11 protein-coding genes are annotated in these 14593 nt (G+C 31.9%); 10 read left to right on the forward strand and 1 reads right to left on the reverse strand.

The features are described 5' to 3' along the window. The 3 genes from HMPREF2881_RS04405 to HMPREF2881_RS04415 all read left to right on the forward strand — a co-directional run. On the forward strand, positions 1 to 1545 hold a 1545-nt coding region (locus HMPREF2881_RS04405), incomplete at its 5' end, for a 3'-5' exonuclease (protein ID WP_070653667.1). 3 nt (positions 1546 to 1548) lie between these two features. Further along, entirely contained in the window at positions 1549 to 3552 is a 2004-nt protein-coding gene (gene ligA, locus HMPREF2881_RS04410; protein WP_002455115.1) for an NAD-dependent DNA ligase LigA, read from the forward strand. 11 nt (positions 3553 to 3563) lie between these two features. Continuing rightward, on the forward strand, positions 3564 to 4763 hold the full coding sequence (locus HMPREF2881_RS04415; protein WP_049417644.1) for a CamS family sex pheromone protein: 1200 nt from the start codon (positions 3564 to 3566) through the stop codon (positions 4761 to 4763). Between the two features lie 59 nt (positions 4764 to 4822). Here HMPREF2881_RS04415 and putP read toward each other — a convergent pair whose 3' ends face one another. Then, positions 4823 to 6361, reverse strand: a complete 1539-nt coding sequence (putP, locus tag HMPREF2881_RS04420) for a sodium/proline symporter PutP (RefSeq protein WP_002488066.1) — start codon at positions 6359 to 6361, stop codon at positions 4823 to 4825. A gap of 425 nt (positions 6362 to 6786) precedes the next feature. Here putP and gatC point away from each other — a divergent pair, with 425 nt between their 5' ends. The 7 genes from gatC to dinB all read left to right on the forward strand — a co-directional run bounded on the left by gatC (position 6787) and on the right by dinB (position 14580). Next, positions 6787 to 7089, forward strand: a complete 303-nt coding sequence (gene gatC / locus HMPREF2881_RS04425) for an Asp-tRNA(Asn)/Glu-tRNA(Gln) amidotransferase subunit GatC (RefSeq protein WP_002450027.1) — start codon at positions 6787 to 6789, stop codon at positions 7087 to 7089. A gap of 1 nt (position 7090) precedes the next feature. Further along, positions 7091 to 8548 (forward strand): Asp-tRNA(Asn)/Glu-tRNA(Gln) amidotransferase subunit GatA, encoded by a 1458-nt coding sequence (gene gatA, locus HMPREF2881_RS04430; protein ID WP_002488084.1) that lies wholly within the window; start codon positions 7091 to 7093, stop codon positions 8546 to 8548. Between the two features lie 12 nt (positions 8549 to 8560). Then, entirely contained in the window at positions 8561 to 9988 is a 1428-nt protein-coding gene (gene gatB / locus HMPREF2881_RS04435; RefSeq protein WP_002488075.1) for an Asp-tRNA(Asn)/Glu-tRNA(Gln) amidotransferase subunit GatB, read from the forward strand. A gap of 314 nt (positions 9989 to 10302) precedes the next feature. Then, positions 10303 to 11223 carry a diacylglycerol kinase gene (locus HMPREF2881_RS04440; protein WP_002450025.1) on the forward strand — a complete coding sequence of 307 codons (921 nt, stop codon included), beginning with the start codon at positions 10303 to 10305 and terminating at the stop codon, positions 11221 to 11223. A 131-nt stretch (positions 11224 to 11354) separates the two neighbouring features. After that, complete coding sequence (gene rlmD, locus HMPREF2881_RS04445) at positions 11355 to 12716, forward strand: 23S rRNA (uracil(1939)-C(5))-methyltransferase RlmD (protein ID WP_037555682.1); 1362 nt, start codon at positions 11355 to 11357, stop codon at positions 12714 to 12716. A 136-nt stretch (positions 12717 to 12852) separates the two neighbouring features. Beyond that, positions 12853 to 13401: a DUF3267 domain-containing protein gene (locus tag HMPREF2881_RS04450; RefSeq protein ID WP_002488057.1), complete on the forward strand. Its 549-nt coding sequence runs from the start codon at positions 12853 to 12855 to the stop codon at positions 13399 to 13401. Between the two features lie 108 nt (positions 13402 to 13509). Then, positions 13510 to 14580: a DNA polymerase IV gene (gene dinB / locus HMPREF2881_RS04455; protein WP_002450074.1), complete on the forward strand. Its 1071-nt coding sequence runs from the start codon at positions 13510 to 13512 to the stop codon at positions 14578 to 14580. Positions 14581 to 14593: the final 13 nt, after the last annotated feature.

Genomic DNA, 14593 nt, shown 5'->3' on the forward strand with positions numbered 1-14593 from the left:
CATGTAGATGAGTATCAAGATACAAATAAAGCACAATATACACTTGTTAAATTACTTGCAAGTAAATTTAAAAATTTATGTGTTGTAGGTGATTCTGATCAATCAATATATGGATGGCGTGGTGCAGATATTCAAAATATACTATCTTTCGAGGAAGACTATCCTGAAGCAAAGACTATTTTCCTAGAACAAAATTATCGATCAACAAAAACCATTTTAACAGCTGCAAATGAAGTGATTAAACATAATACTGAACGGAAACCTAAAGGGTTATGGACCGCAAATAATGGTGGAGAAAAGATTAAATATTATGAAGCGATGACTGAACGTGACGAAGCAGAATATGTAGTTCGTGAAATTATTAAACATCGTAAGTCTGGAAAAGACTATAATGATATGGCAATTTTGTATCGAACAAATGCACAATCACGTGTGTTAGAAGAAACATTTATGAAATCAAATATTCCTTATACGATGGTTGGTGGCCAAAAGTTCTATGATCGTAAAGAAATCAAAGACCTGTTAAGTTATTTAAGAATAGTGGCAAATAGTAATGATGATATTAGTCTTCAAAGAATTATTAATGTTCCTAAAAGAGGGATAGGGCCATCATCAGTTGATAAAATTCAACGATATGCACTAGATAACAATATTAGTATGTTTGATGCATTAGGAGAAGTGGATTTTATAGGGCTCTCTAAAAAAGTAACTCAAGAATGTATACAATTTTATGAAATGGTTCAAAACTTAATTAAAGAACAAGAATTTTTAGAAATTAGTGAGATTGTTGAGGAAATACTTGAAAAATCAGGTTATCGTCAAATGTTAGAACGTGAACAAACAATTGAATCACGTAGTCGTCTTGAAAATATTGATGAATTTATGTCTGTACCTAAAGACTATGAAAAAGATACACCTTTAGAAGAACAATCATTGATTAACTTTTTAACTGATTTATCACTTGTCGCAGATATTGACGAAGCACAAATTGATAGTGGTGTAACGTTAATGACCATGCATTCTGCAAAAGGATTAGAGTTCCCAATTGTATTCTTAATGGGTATGGAAGAATCACTTTTCCCTCATATTAGAGCAATTAAAAGTGATGATGACCATGAGATGGAAGAAGAAAGACGAATTTGTTATGTAGCCATTACACGTGCAGAAGAAGTGTTATATATTACACATGCGACTTCTCGTATGTTATTTGGACGTTCACAAGCAAATCTACCATCACGCTTCTTAAAAGAAATCCCTGAAGAATTATTAGAAACACCAGCAAAATCAAAACGACAAACAATCACTTCTAAGTCAACTACACCGTCAAAACGTGGTTTTAGTAAACGTACGACTTCTACTAAAAAACAAGTATCTGCTTCAGATTGGAAGGTAGGAGATAAAGTGACACATAAATCATGGGGCGAAGGTATGGTGAGCAATGTAAGTGAAAAAAATGGCTCTGTTGAATTAGATATTATATTTAAATCTGAAGGTCCTAAGCGTTTATTAGCTCAATTTGCGCCTATCGAAAAAAAGGAGGATTAGTAAATGGATAACATTCAAAATCGTGTCAATGAACTGCATGATTTATTAAATCAATATAGTTACGAATATTATGTGAAAGATAATCCTTCTGTACCTGATAGTGAATATGATAAATTATTACGTGAATTAATTGATATTGAAAATGCACATCCTGAACTAAAAACTGACGATTCTCCAACAGTTAGGGTTGGTGGAGAAGCTCAATCATCATTTGAAAAAGTAAATCACGAAACACCTATGCTTAGTTTAGGTAATGCTTTTAATGAGGAAGAACTAAGACGTTTTGATGAACGTATTCGAGAACATATTGGTAACGTGGAATATATGTGTGAGCTAAAAATTGATGGTTTAGCAGTTTCTTTAAAATATGAAGATGGACGATTTGTGCAGGGATTAACGCGAGGAGATGGGACCACAGGAGAAGATATTACAGAAAATCTACGTACTATTCATGCGATTCCTCTTAAAATTAAAGAACCTTTAAATGTTGAAGTTCGTGGAGAAGCATATATGCCACGTCGTTCCTTTATGAGATTGAATGATGAGAGAGAAAAAAATGAAGAACAACCATTTGCTAATCCACGTAATGCAGCAGCAGGTTCTTTAAGACAATTAGATCCTAAATTAGCTGCTAAACGTAAACTAAGTGTCTTTTTATATAGTGTAAATGATTTTACAGATTTTAGCGCTACTACTCAAAGTGATGCATTAGATGAATTAGATCGTTTAGGGTTTAAAACTAATCATGAACGTGCACGCGTAGAAGATATAGAGGGTGTACTAGAATATATTAAAAAGTGGACTAAACAACGTGAACAGCTATCTTATGATATTGATGGAATTGTTATTAAAGTGAATGATCTTGATCAACAAGACGAAATGGGATTTACTCAAAAATCTCCACGTTGGGCAATCGCTTATAAGTTTCCAGCTGAAGAGGTTGTCACAGAACTTAAAGATATTGAATTAAGTATAGGACGTACTGGCGTCGTTACACCGACAGCCATTTTAGAACCTATTCGTGTTGCGGGTACTACAGTTTCAAGAGCATCACTTCATAATGAAGATTTAATTAAAGAACGTGATATTAGAATCGGTGATAGCGTTATAGTGAAAAAGGCTGGAGATATTATTCCTGAAGTCGTAAGAAGTATTATTGACCGTCGTCCAAATGATGCAAAACCATACCATATGCCAACGCATTGTCCAAGTTGTGGTCATGAATTAGTGCGTATTGAAGGAGAGGTTGCGCTTAGATGTATCAATCCAAAATGCCAAGCGCAACTTGTGGAAGGATTGATTCATTTTGTTTCTCGACAAGCGATGAATATAGACGGACTAGGAAATAAAATCATTCAGCAACTGTATCATCATCAACTTATTAAAGATGTAGGTGACATTTTTTATTTAACTAAAGAAGATTTATTGCCTTTAGAACGAATGGGCACAAAAAAAGTAGAAAACTTATTAAGCGCTATCGAACATGCAAAACAAAATTCTTTAGAACATTTATTATTTGGTTTAGGTATACGACATCTTGGCGCCAAAGCAAGTCAAATTTTAGCAGAGAAATTTGAAACCATGGATCGTTTACTTAAAGTAACAGAAGAAGAACTGGTAGCGATCCATGATATTGGAGATAAATTAGCACAATCTGTAGTAACGTATCTAGATAATGAGGATATTAAAGCACTTATTGAAAAATTAAAAGATAAAAATGTCAACATGACATATAAAGGTGTTAAATCCTCTGAAATTGAAGGACATCCGGAATTTCAAAATAAGACTATTGTTCTTACTGGAAAATTACAACAAATGACACGTAAAGAAGCAACAACATGGTTAGAAATGCAAGGTGCTAAAGTAACAAGTAGTGTAACTAAAAGTACAGATTTAGTAATAGCTGGTGAAGATGCTGGCTCAAAATTGTCTAAAGCTGAACAATTTGGTACAGAAATATGGTCCGAATCACAATTTATTGAAAAACAAAATGAAATAGCAGAATAGAGGAGAACGTAATGAAGCGGTTATTATTATTAGTTATAACGTCGCTTATGATATTGACAGCGTGTGGCAATGGGAATGATAAAAATAGTCAGTCAAATAATAAGCAACAAGAACAAAATTCAAATAATGTAAAAACAGTTGCCACTGATCAAGAAGTTCAAGGAGATAATTATCGTACAATCTTACCATTTAAAGAAAGCCAAGCTCGTGGAGTATTACAAGATAATATGGCTAATAGCTATAATGGTGAAGATTTCGAAAATGGTTTATTACATCTAAGTAAGTCTGTATTTCCAACTGATAATTTTTTATATCAAGATGGGCAGTATTTAGACAAAAATACAGTTAACGCATATTTAAATCCCAAGTATTCTAAAGACGAAATTGATCACATGAGTGAAAGTGAAAAAGAATCAAAAAAAGCTACTGAAAATTTAGGTCTTAATCCATCACATGATGGAGAAACTAAACCAGAAAAAATAGCAGAAAGCTCTCCTGCTTATTTATCTAATATCTTAGAACAAGATTTTTATGATACAAATGATACAAAAGGAAAAAAAATTAAAGGCATAACAATTGGTCTTGCTATGAATAGTGTCTATTATTATCAAAAAGAAAAAGATGGAGAAACATATAGCAAATCGCTAGATAATAAAGAAATTGAAAAACAAGGTAAAGCAATGGCTCAAGAGTTACTTACACGCCTTAGAGCAAATAAAGATTTGAAAAATATTCCAATTCACTTTGCAATATATGTTCAATCGAGTCAAGATGCAATTACGCCAGGACACTTTATTGCTAATACGATTGTTGATGATAAACAAACTAAAATTAATAAATGGAATAAAATTGATGAGATTTCAGCACTTTTACCTTCAACAGAAGCAGAAAAATATGACAAAAATCTAAATAATAACTTTAAACAATTTAATGACGATCTTCAATCTTATTTCTCTAATTTTACTCAAGCAATTGGAAAAGTGAAATTTGTAGATAAGAAACCTAATAGACTAGTGATTGATTTGCCAATCGATTACTATGGTCAAGCTGAAACAATAGGAATTACACAATATGTAACAGAACAAGCTAAGAAATATTTTGATAATATAGATAGTTACGAAATTCGTATAAAAGATGGTAACAATTCAAGAGCACTTATTAGTAAAACAAAAGATGACAAAGACCCACAAGTCCATATTTATAGTAATTAATTAAAAAGAGGTTGTGACACGTCGTGTCGCAGCCTCTTTTTAATTTTCAATAAATTAATTTATTTTTCGCGAACAATTGTTTTAACTTGATTTAACTGTTGTTCAATAGAATAGTCTGATTTATAGGTGAAGATGCTAACAAGGTATGTAACGATTACACTACTAATAAAACCAGGTATAATTTCATACATGCCAAATAGTTCATTAATATTAGCAAGTGGTTTAACCCAGACAATCCAAATAATGACTACGAGAGCTCCAGCAATCATACCACTTATCGCACCCTCACGTGTTAGTTTTTTCCAATATAAAGAAAAAAGAACAAGTGGGCTAAATGCTGCACCAAAACCTGCCCAAGCATTTCCGACTAGGTTTAATATGGTGTCATTAGGAGACCATGCAATAGCAAGAGCTACAATGGCTACAGCTAACACAGACAATCTGCCTACCAGTACAAATTCTTTTTGATGTGATTGAGCATGTTCTTCACCGCGAATGAGCTTATAGAAATCTTCTGTAAGTGAGCTTGAAGTCACTAATAATTGTGAAGAAATTGTACTCATAATAGCAGCTAGAATGGCAGCAAGTAAGAATCCACCTACTAAAGGATGGAAAAGAACTTGGCTCATGATAATAAATAATGTTTCTGGATCGTCCATTTTAATATGATTTTTCGAAATAAAAGCAATTCCTGTTAACCCTACACCCACAGCTCCAAGTAAACCTACAGTCATCCAACTTATTCCTAAGCGTCGTGCTTTAGGTAAAAGTTTGTGAGATTTAATAGACATAAATCGTACAATAATATGAGGCTGACCAAAATAACCTAATCCCCATGCAAATAATGAAATCATACCTAAAAAAGTAGTACCTCTAAATAAATCCATATTAGTTGGTTTCATTTCAGCTACTTGATGGAATGTATCCCATCCACTAAGTTGCATCAAAGCAACTATTGGTACCATTACCATTGCGATAAGCATGATAACCCCTTGGAAAAAGTCAGTAATAGAAACAGCTAAATATCCTCCGAAAAAAGTATATAAAATGACGATAATTGCGACTGAAATCAGTCCCAAATGATAATTTAATCCAAATGCGCTTTCGAATAATTTACCTCCAGAAACAAAACCAGAGTGCGTATATAAAGTGAAAAAAACAACAATAATAAGACCAGAAATAATTTTAATGATATTATGTTTATCATTAAGACGATTTTTGAAAAAATTAGGGAGCGTAATTGCATCTCCAGCAACTTCTGTATATACTCTAAGCCTTGGTGCAACAACGAGATAGTTAACATAGGCACCAATAGTTAAACCAATTGTAATCCATATTGCCGATAAACCTGTGCTATAAACTGACCCTGGAAGTCCCATAATCATCCAACCACTCATATCTGAAGCACCGGCTGATAAAGCAGTAATATATGGGCCTATATTTCTCCCACCTAACATATACTCACTTAAATTGCCAGTTGCCTGTTTATAACCATAGTAACCAATCACTAGCAGAATAATAAAATAGATTGCAATCATAATATAAGTCTGCCAGTTTGTGTTAGCATGAGTGCCTAAATTTACACCTAATACAAACATTGTAATTACCCCCTTTAAAACTTTTAAATTTATGTTTTTCAACAACATTGTACTGAAAAAAAGAAGTGACGATTTTTAAATTAGTTACGTGTAATATTATACAATGATATTTATAGATTAGAGAAGTAAAATTTTATCTATAAATAACAGTTTATTTTAATGTAATTATAAGCGTTAACAAGAATTAGAGTATAGATAAAAAATAATTCATTTTATTATATAACGTTAATATTAATAAATTATTAATAGAAATTAATGTATATTTATAGGTAACTATGTAAATGAGTTACATAAGAAAGTTGTTTTAATTCTTAACTTTGCTAAGAATAGTTAATACACCGAGTATCATAATAAATATTTAGATTTTTAACTGAAAATTTGATACAATTTTATGATGAATGAGTAATAAGGAGGCTTTTTTAATAATGACTAAAGTTACACGCGAAGAAGTTGAACATATAGCACATTTAGCAAGACTTCAAATTTCTCCTGAAGAAACTGAAGAAATGGCTAATACACTTGAAAGTATCTTAGATTTTGCAAAACAAAACGATTCAGCAGATACTGAAGGTGTGGAACCAACATATCATGTCTTAGATTTACAAAATGTGTTACGTGATGATAAAGCAATCGAGGGTATTCCTCAAGAACTTGCATTAAAAAATGCGAAAGAAACAGAAGACGGTCAATTTAAAGTACCAGCTATCATGAATGAGGAGGACGCTTAAGATGAGTATTCGCTATGAATCTGTTGAAACACTTTCAGAAATGATTAAGAATAAAGAAATTAAACCTTCTGAAGTAGTTAAAGATATTTATGATGCTATTGAAGAAACAGATCCAACAATTAAATCATTTTTAGCTTTAGATAAAGAAAATGCAATTAAAAAAGCTAAAGAATTAGATGAGTTACAAGCTAAAGATCAATTTGAAGGTAAATTATTTGGAATCCCAATGGGAATTAAAGATAATATTATTACTAAAGATGTCGAAACAACTTGTGCAAGTAAAATGTTAGAAGGTTTTGTACCGATTTATGAATCAACAGTGATGAATAAATTACATCAAGAAAACGCAGTGTTAATTGGTAAATTAAATATGGATGAATTTGCAATGGGTGGTTCTACAGAAACATCTTATTTCAAAAAAACTGTAAATCCATTTGATCATCAAGCAGTTCCAGGGGGATCTTCTGGAGGTTCAGCTGCAGCAGTAGCAGCAGGATTAGTACCATTTAGTTTAGGTTCTGATACTGGTGGATCAATCAGACAACCAGCTGCATATTGTGGTGTAGTAGGTATGAAACCTACATATGGCCGTGTATCACGTTTTGGTTTAGTTGCATTTGCATCTTCATTAGATCAAATTGGACCAATTACTCGTAATGTTAAAGATAATGCGATGGTATTAGAAGCAATTGCAGGCGCAGACAAAAATGACTCTACAAGTGCACCGGTTGAAGATGTTGATTTTACTTCTGAAATTGGTAAAGACATCAAAGGTCTTAAAATTGCACTTCCTAAAGAATACTTAGGAGAAGGTGTTAACGAGGAAGTAAAAACTTCTGTAAAACAAGCAGTAGAAACATTAAAATCACTTGGTGCAGAAGTTGATGAAGTGTCATTACCAAATACTAAATATGGTATTCCTTCTTATTATGTAATCGCATCGTCTGAAGCATCTGCAAATTTAGCACGTTTCGATGGTATTCGTTATGGCTACCATTCAAAAGAAGCACAAACATTAGAAGAATTATACAAAATGTCTCGTTCTGAAGGCTTTGGAGACGAAGTTAAACGTCGTATCTTCTTAGGTACATTCGCATTAAGTTCTGGTTATTATGATGCATTTTATAATAAATCTCAAAAAGTTAGAACATTAATTAAAAATGACTTCGATAAAGTATTCGAAAATTATGATGTTGTTGTAGGGCCTACAGCTCCAACAACGGCGTTTAATTTAGGCGAAGAAATTGATGATCCTTTAACAATGTATGCAAATGACTTATTAACTACGCCTGTTAACTTAGCTGGTTTACCTGGTATTTCTGTGCCATGTGGCCAATCAAACGGACGTCCAATCGGTTTACAATTTATTGGTAAACCATTTGATGAGAAAACATTATATCGTGTGGCATATCAATATGAAACACAATTTAACTTACACGACGCATACGAAAAATTATAAGGAGTGGAAATAATGCATTTTGAAACAGTTATCGGACTTGAAGTTCACGTTGAATTAAAAACAGACTCAAAAATGTTCTCTCCATCACCAGCACATTTTGGGGCTGAACCTAACTCAAACACTAATGTTATTGATTTAGCTTATCCGGGTGTTTTACCTGTTGTAAATAGAAGAGCAGTAGATTGGGCGATGCGTGCGTCAATGGCTCTAAATATGGATATTGCTACAAATTCTAAATTTGATCGCAAAAACTATTTTTATCCAGATAATCCGAAAGCATATCAAATTTCTCAATTTGATCAACCAATCGGTGAAAATGGATATATTGATATTGAAGTTGATGGTGAAACGAAACGTATTGGTATTACTCGTCTTCATATGGAAGAAGACGCAGGTAAATCAACTCATAAAGATGGTTACTCTTTAGTAGACTTAAACCGTCAAGGTACACCATTAATAGAGATTGTATCTGAACCAGATATTCGTTCTCCTAAAGAGGCATATGCTTATTTAGAAAAATTACGTTCAATTATCCAATATACTGGTGTCTCTGATTGTAAAATGGAAGAAGGTTCACTACGTTGTGACGCTAATATTTCATTACGTCCTTACGGTCAAAAAGAATTCGGTACTAAAACTGAATTGAAAAATCTAAACTCATTTAACTATGTGAGAAAAGGTTTAGAATATGAAGAAAAACGTCAAGAAGAAGAATTATTAAATGGTGGTACGATTGGTCAAGAAACACGTCGTTTTGATGAATCAACGGGTAAAACTATTTTAATGCGTGTTAAAGAAGGTTCTGATGATTATCGTTACTTCCCAGAACCAGATATTGTACCTCTATATGTCGATGATGAGTGGAAAGAACGTGTGCGACAAACCATTCCAGAATTGCCTGACGAACGTAAAGCTAAATATGTTAATGAATTAGGCTTACCTGAATATGATGCGCATGTATTAACACTTACTAAAGAAATGTCTGATTTCTTTGAAGGTGCGATTGAACATGGTGCAGATGTTAAACTAACATCTAACTGGTTGATGGGTGGCGTTAATGAATATCTTAATAAAAATCAAGTAGATTTAGAAGATACAAAATTAACTCCTGAAAATCTTGCTGGAATGATTAAGCTTATCGAAGATGGAACAATGAGTAGTAAAATTGCCAAAAAAGTATTCCCAGAATTAGCTGAAAATGGTGGAGAAGCTAAACAAATTATGGAAGATAAAGGTTTAGTTCAAATTTCAGATGAAGCTACATTATTAAAATTTGTTAATGAAGCTTTAGATAATAATCCACAATCTGTTAAAGATTATAAAAATGGTAAAGGGAAAGCTATGGGCTTCTTAGTGGGTCAAATTATGAAAGCTTCAAAAGGTCAAGCTAATCCTCAAAAAGTCAATCAATTATTAAAACAAGAATTGGATAAAAGATAATAGCTCATCTCATATGAGGTATTAAATATAAGTTTAAGCTAAACTGTTCACAAAGCGTTTAAGATTGTGAACAGTTTTTTTATTCATATTTCTAGAGAAAAGGCTATTGGATTTCAATAGGATAGATAAGCGCAGTATTTAGTTTGTTCCTAGTGTCAAAAGAATGAGATATGCTTTACGTCGGTTAGTTTCTTACAACAATTGTACAACAAAATGATACCCACAAAAATTTAAAAGAATTGGTATAAATACTTTTAACTCATTCATAAATCATTTAATATAGTGTTATGTAAAAAAAAGTAGAGGGATCACTTATGAGAAAACGAGCAAGAATCATTTATAATCCAACTTCTGGAAAGGAGCTATTTAAACGTACTTTACCAGATGTTTTAATAAAATTAGAACGTGCAGGTTATGAAACAAGTGCTTATGCAACTGAACGAGAAGGAGATGCTACACTTGAAGCGGAACGTGCACTTGAACAAAACTATGATATTATTATAGCCGCTGGTGGTGATGGCACTTTAAATGAAGTTGTAAATGGAATTGCTGAACAACCCAATAGACCTAAATTAGGTATTATACCTATGGGTACAGTGAATGATTTTGGACGAGCTTTACATTTACCAAATGATATTATGGGTGCAGTAGATGTTATTATTAAAGGTCATACGACAAAAGTAGATATCGGAAAAATGAATAACCGATATTTTATAAATTTAGCTGCTGGAGGTAAGCTCACGCAAGTATCCTATGAAACACCTAGTCGCTTAAAATCTATTGTTGGACCTTTTGCTTATTATATAAAAGGGTTCGAAATGTTGCCGCAAATGAAGGCAGTCGATTTGAGAATTGAATATGATAATGAAGTATTCCAAGGGGAAGCACTGTTATTCTTACTAGGGCTTACCAATTCAATGGCAGGCTTTGAAAAACTCGTACCTGATGCTAAGTTAGACGATGGGTATTATACTTTAATTATCGTTGAGAAAGCAAACTTAGCTGAATTAGGCCATATCATGACATTAGCTTCTAGAGGTGAACATACCAAACATCCTAAAGTAATATATAAAAAAGCAAAATCAATTAATATTTCATCATTTACAGATATGCAATTAAATGTAGATGGAGAATATGGTGGTAAATTACCTGCAAACTTTTTAAATTTAAAACAGCATATTGAAGTTTGTACGCCTAAAGATATTTATAATAGTGAGCTCTCAGAAAATAATTAAAGTATTTAAGAAATAAACGGATTAGGGAAAATGAAATAAGAAGTTAAAAAGAGGTTATCTATAATTTCGGGTTTGAAAAGGTAAGAAGTTATACGTACCTCTTTTTCATATGGAGTGAAAAAATAATTGTGATGATTAATAAAAATGATGTAATAAAAGGAAAAGTGATCGATTTAACACATGAAGGACATGGTGTGATTAAATTAGATCGTTATCCTATTTTTGTTCCTAATGTGTTAATTGATGAAGAAGTAGAATTTAAGGTAATTAAAGTAAAGAAAAACTTTGCTATTGGTAAACTAATAAAAGTACTAAAACAAAGTGAGCAAAGAGTAATACCTCCTTGTATATATTATGAGAAATGTGGAGGATGCCAGTTACAACATATGTCTTATGAATCTCAGCTAAAAATGAAAAAACAACAAGTTGTGAATTTATTTCATAAAAAGGCGAAATTAGAGGAAACAGTGATTCATGATACTATTGGTATGGATTATCCATGGCGATATAGAAATAAATCCCAGCTTCCTGTAGGTAAAGATAAAAATAATAAAACGATAATGGGATATTACCGTCAAAGAAGTCATGACATCATTGATATGGATAGTTGTTTAATTCAAGATGAAAAACAACAAGAACTAATGAATGATATAAAACAGTGGTTAAATGAATTGAATGTAAGCATTTATAATGAAAAAAATAAAAAAGGGTTATTACGTCATGTAGTCATTCGAACAAGTCATTATACAAATGAAGTTATGATTATATTTGTAACAAATGGTTCTAAATTTAAAGAAGCTGAAACCCTAGTACATAGACTAACAGAGGTATATCCTAACATAACAAGTATTAAACAAAATATTAATAATTCACATTCAAATGTCATAATGGGTAAGCAATCGATGACTTTATATGGAAAAGATAAAATTACAGATCAGTTAAGTGAAACTATTTTTGAAATTAGTGATCAATCGTTTTATCAAATTAATTCTGTTCAAACAGAAAAATTATATCAGAAAGCTATCGACTATGCTCAATTAAGTGGAAATGAAATTGTTTTAGATACATATTGTGGTATAGGAACGATTGGGCTTTACATGGCACCAGTGGCTAAACATGTATATGGTGTCGAAATTGTGCCATCAGCCATTCAAGATGCCAAACAAAATGCTTTAATTAATCATTTTGATAATACAACGTTCGAATGTGGTAAAGCAGAAGAAGTGATAATTGAATGGAAACAAAAAGGAATAGAACCTGATGTTATCATGGTCGATCCTCCACGAAAAGGATGCGATCAAGTCTTTATAGAAACATTATTAGAGTTAGCCCCTAAACGTATTATCTATATTTCATGTAATCCTTCAACACAACAAAGAGATGCTCAGTTTTTAGCTAATCTATATTATTTAAAAGAAATAACACCAGTCGATATGTTTCCACATACAACACATATTGAAACTGTGGCCTTATTCGAAAGAAAAACATTGTAATTAAATTAAAGTAAATGAGGAGAAATTTATTAAAATAAGATTACAAAGGGTTTAAGTTATGTATAATGGCTTTCATTCTAACACTTCTACATGTATACTATGGAAGAGTTTTAGCGAAATGGGTGGAGGTTGACAGATGCACAAAATTGATTTATCACACAATCGAATCAAAATATCAAAATTACTTACCATTCAAGTTGTTATGATGTTATTTGCAATTTTAGTTACATATAAGTGGGCAATTAATTATGTTGATATTATTGAACAACGTTTTTTGACAAATGTCATTTATGGAATACTTGGTTTTATTGGGGTATTAATTATTCACGAATTAATACATAAGTATTTATTTTTTATCTTTTCTAAAGGACAGAAACCACAATTTAAATATAAAAATGGAATTTTGCTCATTTATTTGTCATCTAAATACTTTAATAAATGGCAATTTTGTGCAGTCATGCTTGCGCCATTAGTGATCATTACAATAGGGTTAATGCTTTCATTTTATCACTTTGCTTACTCTTCTATTATATTTATATCAAGCATACACATCGGGTATTGTTTGATTGATATTTATCTAACAGCTATAACAATTATTAACAAATTTAAATATATTCATTCTACTGATGAAGGTATCTTTATGTATCATCATTTGCCTATATCTATAAATAATGACTATGAATAAACATCTGCATAAGTCTTAATATTATTATAAATGCATTTATAAAGTGTTTTCTTTTAGGGTGCAGTATAATAGTATTGAGGCTTATTTTATTTAAAAAGGAGTGAGACAATGACAGAAAGGAGAATCGTTCATATTGATATGGATTGTTTCTACGCTCAGGTAGAAATGAGAGATAATCCTAAATTACAAGGAAAACCTGTCATTGTAGGTGGAAAAGCAAGTCATCGAGGAGTCGTTTCAACCGCTTCATATGAAGCACGTAAATATGGTGTTCATTCAGCAATGCCTATGTCGCAAGCACATAAACTATGTCCGAATGGGTACTATGTTAGAGCAAGATTTGATGTATATCGGGAAGTTTCAAGTAAGATAATGGAAATTTTTAAACAGTATACTGAGATTGTAGAGCCTTTAGCACTAGATGAAGCGTATTTAGATATTACTCATTTAGTTAAACCTCATCGATCAGCATCAAAAATTGCTTCAAACATACGTAAAGATATCTTCAATAAAACAGGTTTAACGTCTTCTGCTGGTGTTTCTTATAATAAATATTTAGCTAAATTAGCTAGTGGAATGAATAAGCCTAATGGAATGATGGTTATTCATTATCAGAATGTGCATGACATACTAATGAACTTAGATATAGGCGATTTTCCAGGCGTTGGAAAAGCTTCTAAAAAAATCATGCATGAACATGATATTTATACTGGTAAAGATTTATATAGCAAATCGGAATTTGAATTGATTCGCTGGTTTGGAAAAAAAGGACGAGGACTTTATCAAAAAGTAAGAGGAATTGATGATAGTGAAGTAAAGGCAAGTAGGATTCGTAAGTCAGTAGGAACAGAACGTACTTTTTCAACAGATATTAATGATGATGAAGCGATTCTACAAAAAATATGGGAACTTTCTGGTAAAACATCTGAACGATTAACTCAATTGCAAAAGTCTGGCACAACAGTTACTGTCAAAATTAAAACGCATCGTTTTGAAACATATTCTAAACAAAGAAGTTTGAGAGAAGCGGTAAGTAAAGACATCGATATTTATAATATAGCTTATGATTTATATCATGAATTAAAAGACCCTGATGTACCTATCAGATTAATTGGTGTTACAGTAGGTCATCTAGAGCAATCAACATATCAAAATATGACCATTTATGATTTCATTTAAAGATAGAGATAGA

It is taken from the genome of Staphylococcus sp. HMSC057A08, from assembly GCF_001812925.1.
Lineage (GTDB): Bacteria > Bacillota > Bacilli > Staphylococcales > Staphylococcaceae > Staphylococcus > Staphylococcus hominis.